At 62.0% G+C, this 15,490-nt stretch carries 15 protein-coding genes; 9 read left to right on the top strand and 6 right to left on the bottom strand.

All coding sequences use genetic code 11. The features are described 5' to 3' along the window. Nucleotides 1-102: 102 nt before the first annotated feature. From tsaB to NAV33_RS13405, 3 genes are all read left to right on the top strand, one after another. A complete protein-coding gene (gene tsaB / locus NAV33_RS13415; protein WP_255980800.1) occupies nucleotides 103-780 on the top strand; it encodes a tRNA (adenosine(37)-N6)-threonylcarbamoyltransferase complex dimerization subunit type 1 TsaB in 678 nt (225 codons plus the stop codon). A gap of 132 nt (nucleotides 781-912) precedes the next feature. Continuing rightward, a complete protein-coding gene (locus NAV33_RS13410; RefSeq protein ID WP_255980798.1) occupies nucleotides 913-1,203 on the top strand; it encodes a hypothetical protein in 291 nt (96 codons plus the stop codon). Between the two features lie 16 nt (nucleotides 1,204-1,219). Next, nucleotides 1,220-2,089, top strand: coding sequence for a DUF72 domain-containing protein (locus NAV33_RS13405; RefSeq protein ID WP_272887346.1), 870 nt, complete (start codon nucleotides 1,220-1,222; stop codon nucleotides 2,087-2,089). A 56-nt stretch (nucleotides 2,090-2,145) separates the two neighbouring features. Here NAV33_RS13405 and NAV33_RS13400 read toward each other — a convergent pair whose 3' ends face one another. Beyond that, nucleotides 2,146-2,754, bottom strand: coding sequence for a ZIP family metal transporter (locus NAV33_RS13400; protein WP_255980796.1), 609 nt, complete (start codon nucleotides 2,752-2,754; stop codon nucleotides 2,146-2,148). A gap of 495 nt (nucleotides 2,755-3,249) precedes the next feature. Here NAV33_RS13400 and NAV33_RS13395 point away from each other — a divergent pair, with 495 nt between their 5' ends. The 6 genes from NAV33_RS13395 to NAV33_RS13370 all read left to right on the top strand — a co-directional run bounded on the left by NAV33_RS13395 (nucleotide 3,250) and on the right by NAV33_RS13370 (nucleotide 7,397). Then, nucleotides 3,250-3,942 carry an extensin family protein gene (locus tag NAV33_RS13395; protein WP_255980794.1) on the top strand — a complete coding sequence of 231 codons (693 nt, stop codon included), beginning with the start codon at nucleotides 3,250-3,252 and terminating at the stop codon, nucleotides 3,940-3,942. Between the two features lie 55 nt (nucleotides 3,943-3,997). Continuing rightward, nucleotides 3,998-4,783 (top strand): class I SAM-dependent methyltransferase, encoded by a 786-nt coding sequence (locus NAV33_RS13390; protein WP_255980792.1) that lies wholly within the window; start codon nucleotides 3,998-4,000, stop codon nucleotides 4,781-4,783. A 154-nt stretch (nucleotides 4,784-4,937) separates the two neighbouring features. Then, nucleotides 4,938-5,357, top strand: coding sequence for an HPF/RaiA family ribosome-associated protein (locus tag NAV33_RS13385; RefSeq protein ID WP_255980790.1), 420 nt, complete (start codon nucleotides 4,938-4,940; stop codon nucleotides 5,355-5,357). Between the two features lie 317 nt (nucleotides 5,358-5,674). Beyond that, nucleotides 5,675-5,935, top strand: a complete 261-nt coding sequence (locus tag NAV33_RS13380; RefSeq protein ID WP_255980788.1) for a hypothetical protein — start codon at nucleotides 5,675-5,677, stop codon at nucleotides 5,933-5,935. Between the two features lie 201 nt (nucleotides 5,936-6,136). After that, nucleotides 6,137-6,388 carry a DUF2789 domain-containing protein gene (locus NAV33_RS13375; RefSeq protein ID WP_255980786.1) on the top strand — a complete coding sequence of 84 codons (252 nt, stop codon included), beginning with the start codon at nucleotides 6,137-6,139 and terminating at the stop codon, nucleotides 6,386-6,388. A 196-nt stretch (nucleotides 6,389-6,584) separates the two neighbouring features. Beyond that, nucleotides 6,585-7,397 (top strand): inositol monophosphatase family protein, encoded by an 813-nt coding sequence (locus NAV33_RS13370; RefSeq protein WP_255980784.1) that lies wholly within the window; start codon nucleotides 6,585-6,587, stop codon nucleotides 7,395-7,397. 158 nt (nucleotides 7,398-7,555) lie between these two features. On the opposite strand, the gene NAV33_RS13365 is transcribed toward NAV33_RS13370, so the two are convergent. The 5 genes from NAV33_RS13365 to NAV33_RS13345 all read right to left on the bottom strand — a co-directional run bounded on the left by NAV33_RS13365 (nucleotide 7,556) and on the right by NAV33_RS13345 (nucleotide 15,360). Beyond that, entirely contained in the window at nucleotides 7,556-8,023 is a 468-nt protein-coding gene (locus tag NAV33_RS13365) for a DUF3597 domain-containing protein (protein WP_255980782.1), read from the bottom strand. Between the two features lie 113 nt (nucleotides 8,024-8,136). After that, complete coding sequence (locus tag NAV33_RS13360; RefSeq protein ID WP_255980780.1) at nucleotides 8,137-9,606, bottom strand: efflux transporter outer membrane subunit; 1,470 nt, start codon at nucleotides 9,604-9,606, stop codon at nucleotides 8,137-8,139. Continuing rightward, the gene (locus tag NAV33_RS13355; RefSeq protein ID WP_255980778.1) at nucleotides 9,599-12,760 is read right to left on the bottom strand and encodes a multidrug efflux RND transporter permease subunit; all 3,162 of its coding nucleotides are present in this window, start codon (nucleotides 12,758-12,760) and stop codon (nucleotides 9,599-9,601) included. The genes NAV33_RS13360 and NAV33_RS13355 overlap by 8 nt, the downstream gene beginning before the upstream one ends. Continuing rightward, nucleotides 12,757-13,929, bottom strand: coding sequence for an efflux RND transporter periplasmic adaptor subunit (locus NAV33_RS13350; protein WP_255980776.1), 1,173 nt, complete (start codon nucleotides 13,927-13,929; stop codon nucleotides 12,757-12,759). The genes NAV33_RS13355 and NAV33_RS13350 overlap by 4 nt, the downstream gene beginning before the upstream one ends. A 147-nt stretch (nucleotides 13,930-14,076) precedes the next feature. Continuing rightward, entirely contained in the window at nucleotides 14,077-15,360 is a 1,284-nt protein-coding gene (locus NAV33_RS13345; RefSeq protein WP_255980774.1) for a mechanosensitive ion channel family protein, read from the bottom strand. Nucleotides 15,361-15,490 lie beyond the last annotated feature (130 nt).

Below are 15,490 nucleotides of genomic sequence, written 5' to 3'. Positions count from 1 at the left end.
TCGTTTGTATCGCATTCACGTCGAGCCGAGTTGTCCATAAAAGGATCTGGCATGGCGCAGCTGCTACAATCGCCGCCCTTTTTCGACTGACCGGAACCGCCGATGACCACGCTGCTGGCCTTGGATACCGCCACTGAAGCCTGCTCCGTCGCGCTGCTGCATGACGGCCGCATGCTGAGCCATTACGAGGTGATCCCGCGGCTGCATGCGCAACGGCTGCTGCCGATGATCCAGGCCCTGCTGGGCGAGGCCGGCATCGCTTTATCGGCAGTCGATGCCCTGGCGTTTGGTCGTGGTCCGGGTGCTTTCACGGGGGTGCGCATCGCTGTCGGCGTGGTTCAGGGGTTGGCGTTCGCGCTGCAACGTCCGGTGCTGCCGGTGTCGACCTTGGCCACCATCGCCCAACGCGCGCATCGGGAACACGGCGCTGAGCAAGTAGCCACAGCGATCGACGCGCGTATGGACGAGGTTTACTGGGGCTGCTATCGACTCCATGGAGGCGAGATGCAATTGGCGGGTATCGAAGCGGTGCTGCCACCGGAACAGGCCAGCTTGCCGCGTGGTAGCGAGGGTCAGTGGTTCGGTGCCGGCACTGGGTGGGGCTATGGTGCACGTATCGCCGTCAGCCCGGCAGCGACCGATGCTGCGCTGCTGCCGCATGCGGAAGACCTGCTTCGGTTAGCCGGTTTTGCCTGGCAGCGAGGGGAAGCGCTGGAGGCCGATCAGGCGCAGCCGATCTATCTGCGGGACAACGTCGCCACGCCGAAGACCGCGCGGTGACGGACGGCATTGCCAATCCCTGGGCGGCTCGCTAGAGTCGGTATCACTTCGTACAGGTGAATGATGCGCCTCAACGGTCTTGCTCCCTCAGCCTATCCCATCGAACGCGTTTCCCCACGGGAAAACGCGCCCGTGCCCTATCGCGAAAGCGAAAAGGCGGCCGAGCAGGCGCGCAAGTCCAACGTCATCCCGGCCGGCCAGGCTGATTCAACCTACGAACATCTCTCCCGACGCACCCAGAGCGAGCCCACCGATTACACCTCAGTGGTGTCCGGCGATTTCATGCCGGCGCGCTTCGAGGCGATGATGGAGCGCCCGCTGACCAACCGTGCGGCACAGGCACTGCAAAGTTATGGCACCACCGCCAGTTTCAGCGCCGATATCGATGCCCATGAAGTGCTTGGCCTGGATCTCTACGCTTGAGGCGTAGACAATCCCGTTGAGTCTTCCCTATTTTCTCGGTTGCCCTTCGTGGAATGATGCCGCCTGGCGCGGTTCGCTCTATCCGCCTGGGTTGCCGTCTGACGGGTTTCTATCCCGTTACTGCTCAGTCTTCAACACCGTTGAGGGCAACACGACGCTATACGCCTGGCCGTCGGCGCAGAAGATCGAACGTTGGGCGACCTTGATGCCCGAAGGGTTTCGCTTTTGCGCCAAGCTTCCTCGAGAAATCAGTCAGGCATCGAATCTGCACGAGGTGTCGGAGCTGATCCTGGCGTTCCGTTCGCTGCTTGCACCGCTGGGCCAACGAGTCGCCCCGTTCTGGTTGCAGTTGCCGGCCAGCTTTGGCCCGGCTCGCCTCGGCGAACTGGCGCATCTGATCGAGACGCTGAACCGCCCGATTGCCGTCGAAGTGCGCCATGCCGCCTTTTTCGCGAAGGGTGAGGAGGAGCGTGCGCTCAATCGATTGCTACACGCGCGTGGCGTGGAGCGTATCTGCATGGATACCCGTGCGCTGTTCAGCTGCCAGTCACGCGATCCGGCGTTACTGCATGCGCAAAGCAAAAAGCCGCGCCTGCCCGTTCGGCCCGCTGCCTTCAGCGAGTCGCCACAGCTGCGCTTCGTCGGTCACCCTGAGTTGGAAGCCAATGATCGCTTTCTCGCGCCCTGGCTGGAGAAAGTCGCGGGATGGATCGAGTCGGGTAAGCGCCCGCATGTTTACTTGCACACGCCAGACAATCGTCTGGCGCCCGATCTGGCCATGCGCTTCCATGACCGGCTCGCAGCGCGCCTGCCAGGCCTGCCGCCGCTGGCGGCTCCTGCACTGCAGAGCGAATCGCAGCTGTCGCTGCTTGAAGACGAAGGCTGATCAAGTGCTGCGTGACGATAGTCGGCAGCGAGCGGGAGCCGACCGCCGTTAACGTATCAGCCGCCCAGCTTGCTCAGCGCGAATGCGGCAAGGAAGCCCACGACAGTGATTAGCCCGGCGAAATTGTGGGTCTCATCGAATGCTTCGGGGATCATGGTATCCACCAGCATGGCCAGAATGGCGCCAGCGGCGATCGCCGTCGTGGCCGCCACCATATCTGGCGAGCTGCCGGCGAAGAGCACGTAGCCGGCGATCGAGGCAAGACCCGAAGCGAGCGCGATGCCGCCCCAAACGCCAAAAATATAGCCTGCGTGTCGGCCAGCCTTTTTCATGCCGACGGAGCTCGAAAGCCCTTCGGGGAGGTTCGACAAAAAGATGGCAGCGACGGCAACCATGCTGACTGCGCCGCCTTGCAACAGGCTCAGACCGATGACGATGGACTCTGGAATGCCATCGAGCAACGCGCCGAGCGCAATCGACAGGCCGCTTCCTGCCTGGTCCTTTTCCGACGCTTGTTGGCCGCCGGAGCGCTTGCGATGTTTCGCGCCATACCGGGACAGCCCCCAGTTCGCGGTTGTATAGACCAGCGCCCCGGCGAGAAATCCCAGGCTGGTTGAATCGAGACCGCCACGTTTGAACGCTTCATCCATCAGTTCGAACGACAATGCGGAGATCAGGACGCCGCTGCCGAATGCCATTATCGCGGCCACGAGGCGCTGGGGCACCCTAACAAAAAAGCCGGTTCCGGCGCCCAGGAGCAGGGCGCCCCCGGCGAGCAGACCCCACAGACCCGCCTCTAACCAACTCGGCATTCGCGCGCTCCTTCTTCAAATGACTGGTCGTGATGCGCGATGCATGCAGCCTGTTTGGCACGACATGATGACGGGACTCAGAAGCATGGACCGCCTGCAAAGGGAAAGTGTTGAAAGCGGAGGAGTGATTCTGCCCCCGGCCAGCGAAACCATTTGTACAGCGTGGCACTGTTTACGACCGCCGCACGGGCACTGAGCCATCGGTCTGCAAAACGCGTCTATACGTGAACGGCCTGGTTGTCTGCGCCTTAATCACCGCTAACCCGGCGCTCCCGAAGCGATACGAAGGGGCCGGCAAGTCGGCGAAGGGGTTTGCAACCTTGAACCGCTCGCGTTGCCAAACCCAGCATGACTTTTGGCCGTTTCTTCCTGTTACTACTGCTCGCATTCGCCGGGTTCATCTACGCGGTATGGCGCGGTCACGTTGACGTTCCCGCGAAATGGAACCCCTGGGCGCCGCTGGATATCCGCGAGACGCCGAACCTGCTGACGTCGTTCAAACTGCAGCGTCTGCAGGGCGACCGTGCCCTCTGCGAGCAGGCACTGACGACCTCGGATCTCAAGTATTTCGCCGTGCCCGACAGCACACCGCAAGCGGGCTGCCCAGTGGAGAACGCGGTACGTGTCACCGGATCGGCGGTGCGCTTCAACGGTGCGTTCCTTGCCACCTGTCCGCTGGCAGCGGCTTATGCGCTGTTCGAGCGGCATGGTTTGCAGCCGGCGGCGCAGCAGGTGTTCGGCCAGCCGGTGGTACGCGTCGATCACTTCGGCAGCTTCGCCTGCCGGAATATCGCCCGAAGTAACAGGCGCAGCCAGCACGCGTCGGCCAACGCATTGGATCTGGCAGGTTTCCGGCTGCAAGACGGCACGCGGATCACCGTCGCCCGCGACTGGAAGGGCGACGATGACAAGGCGCGCTTCCTCCGGCAGGTCAAGGCGGCCGCCTGTGATGCGTTCAAGATTACTCTGAGCCCCGAATACAACGCCGCCCATCACGATCATTTCCATGTGGACATGGGCGGCTTTGGCATGTGCCGCTGAGGCATGCCAGCGCCGGCTCTGGCAGAATGCGGCGTTTTCCATCACCGAGCTGCCCATGACTGCTTCCCTTCCATTGGTCCGTGTAGAAGCCCTTGCTCCGCAGTTCGCTGAGCGGGCCGATGCCTGGGCGTCGCGACTGGGCTTGCCGGGCCATGCGGATGAAGCGGAATTTGCCTTGCAACTGGGCGAGTCCGGGCTGCAGCTACAACTGCTCGGCGCACAGGCTCCGGGTCCGGTTCGGGTGGATTTCATCGAAGGCGGCGCCGCACATCGTCGTCAGTTCGGTGGCGGCAGCGGGCAGATGATCGCCAAGGCGGTCGGTATCCAGCCCGGTATTCGTCCCAGCGTACTGGACGCCACGGCCGGGCTTGGGCGCGATGCCTTCGTGCTGGCGACGCTGGGCTGCGAAATGATCCTGTTCGAGCGTCAGCCGCTGGTCGCCGCGCTGCTGGAGGATGGCCTGGCGCGTGGTCGCGAGGATGCCGAAGTGCGCCCTATCGTCGAACGCATGTGCTTGCGTCAGGGCAATGCCATCGAGCTGATGAGGCAATGGCAGGGCGAACCACCGCAGGTCATCTATCTCGATCCGATGTTTCCGCACCGGGAAAAGAGCGCGCTGGTGAAAAAGGAGATGCGGCTGTTCCGGCCCTTCGTCGGAGACGATCTGGACGCCGGCGCGCTGCTCGAACAGGCGCTGGCATTGGCCAGCCACCGCGTCGTGGTGAAGCGCCCGCGCAAGGCGCCTGCCATCGACGGCCCCAAGCCCGGCTACAGCCTGGAAGGCAAGTCCAGCCGCTACGATATCTACCCGAAGAAGAAGCTGCTGCCTGCCGGGCAGTAATCCCCGGAGTCGCCAGTGCCGCCGCCGCTGGTTGCCCGCTGCCCGGCAAGTACCGTTGCGTTGGTCTTGCTTAATCTCGCCAAGAGTGGCATTCCTAGTTCAGGCCGTTTGTGGCTGAACGGTGGTTACCTAGATCGCGTAGAAGGAAGAGCATATGCAGATCCAAGTACATAGCGATAACCACATCGAAGGAAGCGCCCGTCTTGTGGACTGGGTCAGCGGCAATGTTGCCGACAAGCTGGATAGATTCGACGACGAAGTCACCCGCGTCGTTGTGCATCTGAACGACGAGAACGGCATCAAGGCCGGTGCCCACGACAAACGATGCCAGATCGAGGCCCGGCCGAAAGGCCAGCAGCCTCTTTCCGTTACGCACAAGGCGGCATCCCTTGAACTGGCGGTCGACGGCGCTATCGATAAACTCAACAACGCCCTCAGGCATCAATTCGGCAAGCTGCGAAGCAAGCGGGTATCGGCGCCGACGCCAATGGAAGGCGAGACCCTTGAGGTCGAAGGTCGGGATGCACTGCTGGAGGAAGACTTCCTCGCCGACGAGCAACTGCGCACCTCCTGAACCGTCGGCCGTTTACCGTCTGTGCGAACTCGGACGAACAGCATCTCCCATCGAAACAGGCAGGCATCGTCCCGCGGTGCCTGCCCTCGCTTCAGTTATCGCTCAACCCACCTGACCCTATCGCTGCCCGATTATCGATAACACGACCACCGGGCCTATCGATCCCTGGCGCCTGTGCTATACCCCATTGAGGTACTGCACGAGGAGCGCCGAATGCTGGCGCGCTAGGCTCGCGGCAGACCTTGACGAGAGGGGGACCAAGCGCGTGGGAAGGGCTCGAGTGGCCGCCCATTGCCATCAGCTAGTGAGGTGACACCATGACCATGATGCAATGCGAATACCGCGATCACGTCATTACCGCCGAAGTAATGGAGCATCCGGGCACACCAACTCCCTGGGCCGGCGGTTGCCGAATAAGCAATCTTCAGGGGCAGACCACCCGGCGTATGGCGCTCCCTGTCGGACACGCTTTCATGGCGGAACTCGAACAAGCGCAACGGGCATCCATCGCGCACGGCAAGTGGCTCGTAGATCAATATCTGGGTCAGGGAAGGCAGCTGTTCGACAAGGCGGCGTAATTCTCTTCATGCCTGTCGCGCCGTCTCAGGTGTGGCAGGCTTTTCAGCGTCTCGTTTGTCATTGCTCGTGGCTGACTCCGTTCTGAAACGTGATCGCCAGAAGCCGGGTTGAACTGAGTGCGGTCCGATCCTCTCTATCTAAGAACAGCCGGATCGCCAGAAAGGCGCTTCGGTATTCTCGATAGCCTGACGGAGCCCTTCATGGAACTACCCAATAAAGATCTCGGTACTCTCTTCGAACAACTGGGGCTGCCCTCGGATCCGGCCAGCATTGATGCCTTCATCGCCAGTCACCGGCCTATACCCAACCATATCAAGGTCTCCGAAGCGCCATTCTGGAACGAGGCGCAAGGCTCGTTTCTCAAGGAGCAGCTGATGGACGACGCTGAGTGGGCGCCAATCGTCGATGAGCTCAATGTACGGTTGCATGAGCAGGGTGACGAGCTGTCCTGAATCGCCTCGGACCGAATGAATGCATCACTGACATATCGGTTCGATAGCTGAAGTCTTGCCGTGGCGTAACGCGTCAGGCGGAACAGTGCCGCGGTGGACAAGTAGGGCTGCGGCGTCCTGTTCGGTATGCCTGTTTCGCACCATTCACTAAAATCTGCCGTTCCGCGCAATTGCGCAGCCCCTCCATAGGAAAGCCATGAGTTCCGAGCGACCACTCGATATCGACGCGCGCTACGCCTGCGCCAAAGCCCTCGCCCTCGAGGCGGCGCAATTGGGCATGGAGTACTACCGAAAGCGCAACACCCTGACCGTCGAACACAAGGGTGACGATCTACAGGATGTAGTGAGCATCGCCGACAAACAGATCGAAGATTTTATTCGCGCTCGGCTTGGCGAACGCTTTCCCGAGGATGGCTTTCTCGGCGAGGAGAGTGGCTCGGCTGATTTGGGCGCCCGTTGCGTGTGGGTAATCGACCCCATTGATGGCACGGCCTGCTTCGTCAACGGGCTGCATAACTGGTGCGTGTCGATCGGCCTGCTGATCGACGGCGAACCGCACCTGGGCGCGATTGCCGATCCCAACCACGACGAGCTGTTCCATGGATGCCTGGGCCAGGGCGCTTTCGTCAATGACACGCCGCTGAAAGTCAGCGGCGCGACTCATGTGGGACAGGGCGTGACCGCGACCGGCACCTTCCACCCGCGCGGCAAGGAGCACTTCATTCCCTTTCTGGAAAAGCTGTTGGCCGAAGGCGGCATGTTCTTTCGCAACGGTTCCGGTGCGCTGATGACGGCTTACGTAGCGGCCGGGCGCCTGCTCGGCTACTACGAGACCGAGCTCAAGAGCTGGGACTGCATGGCTGGGTTGGTGCTGGTGAAAGAAGCGGGTGGACGAGTGAATGACTTCTTCCGTAACGATGGGTTGCTGCTTGGCAATCCTTATCTTGTTGCGTGCCCGGGCGTGTACCCGCAGCTGGCGGAAATGATCGGACCTTCGCTGGACGGCTGAACTCGATCTTTTGCTGCGAAGTTTTAGTGCCGGTTCGCGAGCGAGCTGGCTCCTACAGAATGGCTTTCGTAGGAGCCAGCTTGCTGGCGAAGCGTTTGGTGCCAGTTCGCCATCAGCGGCTCGCCGAGCAACGACCGGACAGGGCCGGCAGGTTTTCCTCAGGTACGCAGTTCGGGTGGAACGGTGCCGCCATGTTCGGCGAGCTTGTGCATCACCGTGCGGTGCAGCCAGGTATTCATCTGCGCCGAGTCGGCCATCTTGTCCTGCGGGCAACCCAGCTCGGTTGCCAGCTCCTTGCGTGACTCCAGGCTGCTATCCAGACCCAGCAGCTTGAGCAGATCGACGATCGAGGTGCGCCAGTTCAACTGTTCGGGGTGGTTTGCGGCCATGCCGTCGAGCTTGGCCGGGACGTCTACCGCGGCGGTCGTCGGGCCTCCCGCCTCATTGCTCATTCCGGCGCCTGGCGGGGTGGTGGTGGCGTTGTGAGCGGCCGTTGGGCGCTCGGAATCGACGATCGTATCCGGCGCGTGCTGGTTCGGCGTGTTGTTCGGGTCGACGGGTTTGTGCGCCTCGTTACTGACGCCGCCCATGCCCAATTTGTCCTTGATCGTGTCGAACAGGCCCATTGCATGATCCTCGGTTGATGTAGGTAGCTGTTTGACTCTTGTTGCGGGCAGGACATTCAATCCCGCAGGTCGGAAGCGGTGCGTAGGAACAACCGTCCGTCTGGTGAGGCCAGCTAACGTGCGGCGGTTTCATTGGCCGTTGAGGCCGTGCCGCCGCCGAGGGCTACGTAGAGTTCGATCAGGTTCTGCACCTGCGCGCGTTGCACCTGAATGAGAGCCTGCTCGGCATCGAAGCGGTTGCGTTCGGCGTCGAGGACTTCCAGATAATTCACCACGCCTTCGGCATAGCGCTCCTGAGCCAGCTCTGCGATGCGCCGCAGGGTAGCAACGTTCTCCTGCTGCGCCGCGACCTGCTCGGCCAGGTATCGGCGACCCGCAAGGGCATCGGCCACCTCCCGGAAGGCCACTTCGATAGCGCGCTCGTATTCGGCGATGGCGATGTTCTCGCGCGCTTCGGCGACGGTCAGGTTGCCACGGTTCCGACCGAAGTCGAACAGCGGCAGGCTGATTGACGGACCGATGCTCCAGGTGCGGTTATCGCTGCCGATCAGGTTGTTCAGTTCCGTAGAGGCATAGCCGGCACTGCCGGTCAGCGACACCTGCGGGAAGAACGCGGCGCGTGCAACGCCAATGTTCGCGCGGGCCGCACGTAACTGTTCTTCGGCAGCGAGAATGTCGGGGCGCACCAGCAGCAGTTCCGATGGCAGGCCTGCAGCCAGCGTGACCGGGTTGGTTTGCCGCGCCAACGCGTTGGCGTCCGGTAACGGGGCGGGCGGTTCGCCGCCGATCAGCTGAGTCAGGAAATTCAGCTGTTGCGCACGGGTGAGGCGCAGCGCGGCCAGCTCGGTTTCGGCCTGGGTGAGCAGGGCCTGGGCCTGGTTGAAATCCAGCGCCGAGGTAATGCCCGCATCGAAGCGTACCTGGGCGATGCGCAGGCCATCGCGGCGACTGCGTACGGTAGCCTCCGCCAGTGCGATACGCTCGTCGGCCTCGCGCACCGCCAGATAGGTGGCACTGACATCGGCGATCAACGACAAACGAAACGCCCGCTGCGCCTCGACGGTGGCCAGGTACTGCGCCCTTGCCGCTTCGCTGAGATTGCGCACGCGGCCCCAGAAGTCCAGCTCGAAGGCAGTGATGCCAATGCCCAGCGAGTAACGTTCGATCACACCGCCGCTCCCCGCGGCGGCGGCACTGCTACCTTGTGCGCCTGCGCCTGCAGAAGTGCCCAGTGCGCCACTGGCTCCGGTGGGAAAGCGGCCACGGCTGGCGTCGGCATTGAGACCGAGGCTGGGGTAGCGATCCGCGTCCTGAACACGAAACTGGCCGCGCGCTTCCTCGATCCGTTCCACGGCCACTTGCAGGTCGCGATTGCGCTCCAGTGCCGATTCGATGAGCACCTGCAGGCGAGGGTCGAGCAGAAAGTCGCGCCAGCCAATACTCGCCGGAGCGACGCCCCCTGCGTCGCTGTTGTACGCCTGTGGATAGCGCGGCGCGGTTGGCGATTCGGGACGCTCATGGGGCGGTGCGAACTGGCATCCGGCAAGCAGGCTGACCAGTAGTACCGACGCGGGCCTACGCATGGTCCGGCTCCTCGTCGTGTTTGCGAATCATGTCTTCGCTGGTAGGCGGTCGATGCCTGCTCAGCCAGCGGCGTACGCTGAGGTAGAACAGCGGTATGTAGAACAGCCCGAGGAGGGTGCCGATGATCATTCCGCCCATCACGCCGGTACCGACCGCCACGCGACCGGCCGCCCCGGCACCGGTGGAGAGCACCAGCGGCAGCATGCCGAGGATGAAGGTCAGCGAGGTCATCAGGATCGGCCGGAAGCGCAGCCGTACCGCGTTCATCACCGCATCGGTGAGGTTTTTCCCGTGGCCTTCCTCTTCGATGGCGAATTCGACGATGAGGATGGCGTTCTTGGCCGACAGGCCGATGATGGTCACCAAGCCGACGTTGAAATACACATCCGCCGGTAGATCGCGAAGCATTGCGAACAGCACCGCGCCGAGCGCGCCGAACGGCACCACCAGCAGCACGGCGATGGGCACCGTCCAGCTTTCATAGAGCGCCGCCAGCACCATTAGCGCCATCAGGAGTGAAAGACCCAGCAGCATGCCCACCTGTCCGGACGCCTGCTGCTCTTCATAGGAAATTCCGGTCCACTCGAAGGCGAAACCATCCGGCAACTCGCCGGCCAACCGTTCCATCTCCTCCATGGCCTCGCCAGTGGTACGGCCATCCGCGGCGTTGCCTGAAATAGTCATGGCCGGGTAGCCGTTGTAGCGCACCAGTTGGGTCGGCCCCTGCGTCCATCTCACCGTGGCGAAGGCCCCAAAAGGCACGTTCTCGCCCTGTTCGTTGAGGACCTTGAGATTGAGCACATCCTCAGGTGTCATGCGATAGGGTGAATCGGCCTGTAACAGCACTTGCAACACGCGGCCGTCGAGGTTGAAGTCATTGGCATAGGCACTGCCGAAGTGAGTGCTCAGGGTGGTGTTGACCTCGGCGATCGAAAGCCCCAGCGCGCGGGCCTTGATCCGGTCGACATCCACGCGCAGCCGGGGAGCGTCATCAGCCCCTTCGGGCCGCACCCCTTCGAGTATCGCGCTTTGGTTTCCTTCCCCGATTAACCGGTCCCGCGCATCGACCAACGCCTGATAGCCGTTATTGCCGCGATCCTCCAGCTTGAAGGTGAACCCGCCGGAGACACCGAGCGAGGGAATAGACGGTGGATTCAGCGCAAAGACACTCGCTTCTGTGATCTGCGAGAACGCGCCCATGGCCTGCCGCACCAGTGTCGGTGCGCTTTGTTCCTCTTCAGGTCGATCGTCCCATGGCGTCAGCGTGACGAAGGCCATCGCGTTGGCCTGGCCCTGGCCGAAAAAACTGAAACCATAGACGACGAGCGTATTCGCCACATGCGGCTGTTCGGCGTAGAACGCACTGACCTGCTCCACTGCCTCGGTGGTGCGCTTGACGGTGGAACCAGGCGGCGCCTGTACGACCGTCATCACCGAACCTTGATCCTCGTCCGGCAGGAAGGCGCCGGGCATGCGCAGGAACAGGAAGGCGGTGATCACCATCAACGCCGCAAACGGCAAAAGAAACCAAAGCGGCCTTGCGAGAACGCCGCTAACGGCATGGTGGTAGTGGCGTGTCGTGCGGTCGAGCCCGCGGTTGAAAGGCCCGAAAATGCGTTGGCTCCATCCACGCTTCCCCGATTCGTTCGCGCGGGGCTTCAGCACAGTCGCGCAAAGGGCCGGCGTAAGCGTGAGGGCGAGCAGGGTCGAGATCGCTACCGCGATAGAAAGTGTCACCGCGAACTGTCGATAGATGGCGCCGGTGGAGCCAGGAAAGAAGGCAAGTGGCACGAACACGGCGATCAGCACGAGCGTGGTACCGATGACCGGCGCGGTTACCTGCCCCATGGCTTTTACCGTCGCCTCGGAGGGCGACAGCTTTTCTTCATCCATGATCCGTGTAACGTTCTCTACTACAACGATAGCGTCGTCCACCAATGTGCCGATGGCCAGCACCATGCCGAACAGGCTGAGCAGATTAATGGAAAAACCTGCCAGCCAAAGCCCAAGGCAAGTGCCTGTCAGCGTGATGGGAATGATGATGGTGGGGATGATCGTGGTGCGCCAGTTCTGCAGAAATAGCAGCATGACCAATATCACCAGAATCATTGCCTGACCCAGCGTTACCAGCACCTCTTTGATCGAGGCCGAAATGAAAGGCGTGGAGTCGTAGGGGATTGACCAGGCGACATCATCGGGAAAACTCGACTCGAGCTCGGCCATCCGTTGCTTGATACCATTGGCCGTATCCAGCGAGTTGGCTCCTGGCGCAAGCTGAATGGCCAAGCCGGCTGTGGGCTGGCCGTTCAGTTCGCTCTTTGTTGTGTAGTCTTCGGCGCCAAGTTCCACCCGCGCCACGTCGCCCAGGCGCACCGCCGAACCATCCGGATCGGCCCGCAGGATGATGTTTTCGAACTCCTCCGGTGAGCTGAAGCGCCCTTGCGTCTCGATAGGCGCATTGATATCGGTGCCTTCGCTCAGCGGCAGGGCACCTATGGAGCCACCTGCGGCCTCGCTGTTTTGCTCCTGCACTTGCGCCAGCACCTCACTGGCGGAAATATTGAAGCTCGCCATGCGGTCAGGATCAAGCCAGATGCGCATGGCGTAAGGCGTGTAGAAGTCGCGGATATCGCCAACCCCTTCTACGCGACGTAACTCGTCAACGATGTTGGTAGTAGCGAAGTGGCCCAGCTCCAGGCTGCTCATTGCGCCGCTTTTCGAGTTGATCGACACAATCAGTAGAAAGTTGGACGAGGCCTGGAAGACCCGAATGCCTTGGCGACGAACCTCTTCAGGGAGACGCTGTTCGACGCGGGTCAGGAGGTTCTGTACTTCCATCTGCGCGACGTCGATGTCAGTACCGGGCTCCAGGGTAAGCTCGATCGACGCGCTGCCGTTCGACCGGCTGGTCGAATCCAGATACAGATAACCGTCGACTCCATTGAGCTCCTCTTCGATCACCTGGGTAACGTTGGTTTCCAGTACCGAGGCGTCTGCGCCGGGGTAGGTGACGTTGATGTTGAGCACGGGCGGCGCGATCGACGGGTACTGTTCAATTGGCAGGCTCCGCAGAGCGAGCGCTCCACCTAGAAAAATGCCCAACGCAATGACCCAGGCGAATATGGGGCGGCGTATGAAAAATGTTGGCGTCATTGTTGAGAAGGCCCGGTGGGCGGGGCGCCATCCTCTGGGCCGCTATAAGGCACCGTGTGCACCGGCTGGCCGTCGCGCGCATTCTGTCCACCCTCGACTATGACGCGGTCGCCGGCTCGCAGCCCGTCGCGTATTACCCAGTTGCTGCCATGCAGTTCACCCAGTTCGATATCCCGCGTGGCGACCTTGCCATCCTCACCGACCAGCAGCACGCGGGCGCCGCGCTCGTTGACCATCACCGCACGCTGCGGAATCAGCACACCGTTCGGGCGAGTGCCGGCACTTATCCGGGCGCGAACGAACTGGCCAGGCAGCAACAATCTGTCCGGGTTGGGAAACTCGGCGCGTACGGCCACGGTGCCAGTGGTTTCGTCGATGCTCATCGCGTAGAAGTCGATGTAGCCGGGGTGCGGATACTCATTGCCATTTTCCAGTATCAGTTTCACCTCGAAGCGGTCTTGTTCCGGCAGCGTCAATGCGCCCGAGGCGATTTGCGCGCGGATCCGCAGCAGATTGGAACTGGATTGGGAGAAATTCACGTAGACCGGATCGAACTGCTCCACGGTGGTCAGCAGGGTGCCGTTGGTGCCGCTCACCAGCGCGCCTTCGGTGACCTGCGCACGGCCCGCACGACCCTCGATTGGTGAATCGACTCGGGTGTACTCCAGGTTCAGCTCAGCCGATTGAACGTTCGCCTGAGCCTGCGACACATCGGCCCTGGCCGTCCGCAGCGTGGCCAGGGCGGTGTCGTATTCCTGCTGGCTGATCGCCTGTTTGGCCACCAGTCCCTTATAGCGTTTCACATCCTGTGCGGCGTTCTGCGCCGTGGCTTCGGCGCGCTCCAGCGCCGCTTGAGCCGCCTTCAGATTGGCGCGCATCTCTCGCGGATCGATCTGGAACAGTGGCGTTCCGACTTCGACATCCGTGCCTTCTTCGTACAGGCGTTTCTGGATGATGCCATCGACCCGCGCGCGGATTTCCGCAACCCTGACTGCCTGGACCCGTCCCGGCAGTTCGACGATGTTGGCGACCGGATGAGGATCGACGGTCGTGACCTCCACCTTGGGTGGCGGCGGTGCAGGTTGTTCAACGTTCTTGTCGTCGGAGCAGGCGACCAGCAATAGCACCGTGGCGCTGACTAGCGCACTGTTCAGCAGTAACTGCCTCATTAATCTGACCTTCGTTGGCGTTCGCACGGCCCCCGCTGCGGTATAGCGCGCGGACCTACACTCGACCGCAGCGGCGCGGGTGCGGTTCCGGCAAAGTCTCGTTCGTGAGCAAAGCGCCTCTGGTAGTCAGCGATATGCCGGTAGGCATCAGGTGTCCGGTGCGTGCAGCACCACGTTCTGCCGGGCCTGGTCAGGCAGTGAAACACCGGCGGCGCGCAGGGCTTCAACCAGAGCTTTGCGCACTTCGGAGGCGGTGATGACGAAATCCGATCGGCTCGAATCGCACCAGAACTCCACATCGAACACCAACTCGGTCTGGCCCAGATTGCTGAGCCGCACCGAGGCTTCCGGCGTCGCCAGTACACCGGCCGTGGCCTGCGCAGCCTCACGCATGACATGGCTGATTGTGCCGATATCGATTTCATAGCCGAGGCTGCAAATCACCTTGCCGCGACGGATCGGGGCGGCGGTGTTATTGGTCACCCGCGATGTGAAGGTTTCGGCGTTCGGCACCAATACGCGGCGGCCATCGTAAGTGCGTATCTGCGTGGCGCGCAGTTCTATGCGCTCCACGCTGCCTTCGGTTTCGCCGATGATGATCTGGTCGCCCAGCTCGAAAGGCCGCAGCGTCAAAATCAGCAAGCCGCTGACGAAGTTGGAGAGAATGTCCTTGAGGGCAAACCCCAGCGCCAGGCTGGTCAGGCCCAGGCCAGTCGCAAGCGTGCTGGGTTCCAGCCCGAATGCACTCGCCGCCACGATAAGGCCCAGCAACCAGACCGTGTAATAGCTGACCTGGCGGACCAGATTTTCCACGGTCAGGTCCGTGACCACGCGGCTGAAGACCATTCGCATCAGAGCACGCACGGCCGTCGCCAGCACCCAGAACAGCAGCAGCACCAGTACCGCCGCGAGAATGCGCGGGATGATGTTGATGGCCGATTCGAGCAGACGGGCAAACGCCGTTTCAACGCTTGCCTGGACAGATGTGACGAAGCGTCCGCGTTCCGAATCTCGACGTGCCACCGCGGTAATCAGTGCCCTGTCGATCAGCGAGGCCCATTCCAGAGCAAGCGTATCGATGACTTTCCCGTTGGCTTCGGCGTCCATTGGCGTGACCAATACCAGCGGTCGCCCGGCCACGCTGATCTGGCGGCGATCGCTTTGCTCGCCAGCCTTTGCGATGCGTGCGCGGGTAATGCCTTGAGGCGTTTCCAGTACAGCGGCCAGCTGCTTTTCGACCTCTCTCGCGCGCGGTCTGGCTTCGAGCTCTTCATTGGGACCGATGCGGAATAAGGCGCGGCCATCGAGACGCACCGTGGCAACGCTTTCCTGCGCCTGCAATGAAGGCGACGCTAACAACAGCCAGACGAATGGCAGCAAGACCAGCCAGATCGGCTGACGTGACGGCAAGATGGCTATAGGTTTTTGCATGAAAGCATTCGGGCATCTGTGGGGTGAGGCCGATGTGTCACTGCAGATATGAGAAAGGCCGCCGGGAAGCTCGGCGGCCTTTCGATAATGGCTTGTCAGTTCGGCGCGACGGGCTCGCAGGCTGCGGTTC

This window comes from Stutzerimonas stutzeri (assembly GCF_024448715.1).
Lineage (GTDB): Bacteria > Pseudomonadota > Gammaproteobacteria > Pseudomonadales > Pseudomonadaceae > Stutzerimonas > Stutzerimonas stutzeri_AR.
The sequence above is the reverse complement of the archived record's forward strand: the minus strand, read 5'-3'. Positions and strand labels throughout refer to the sequence as shown.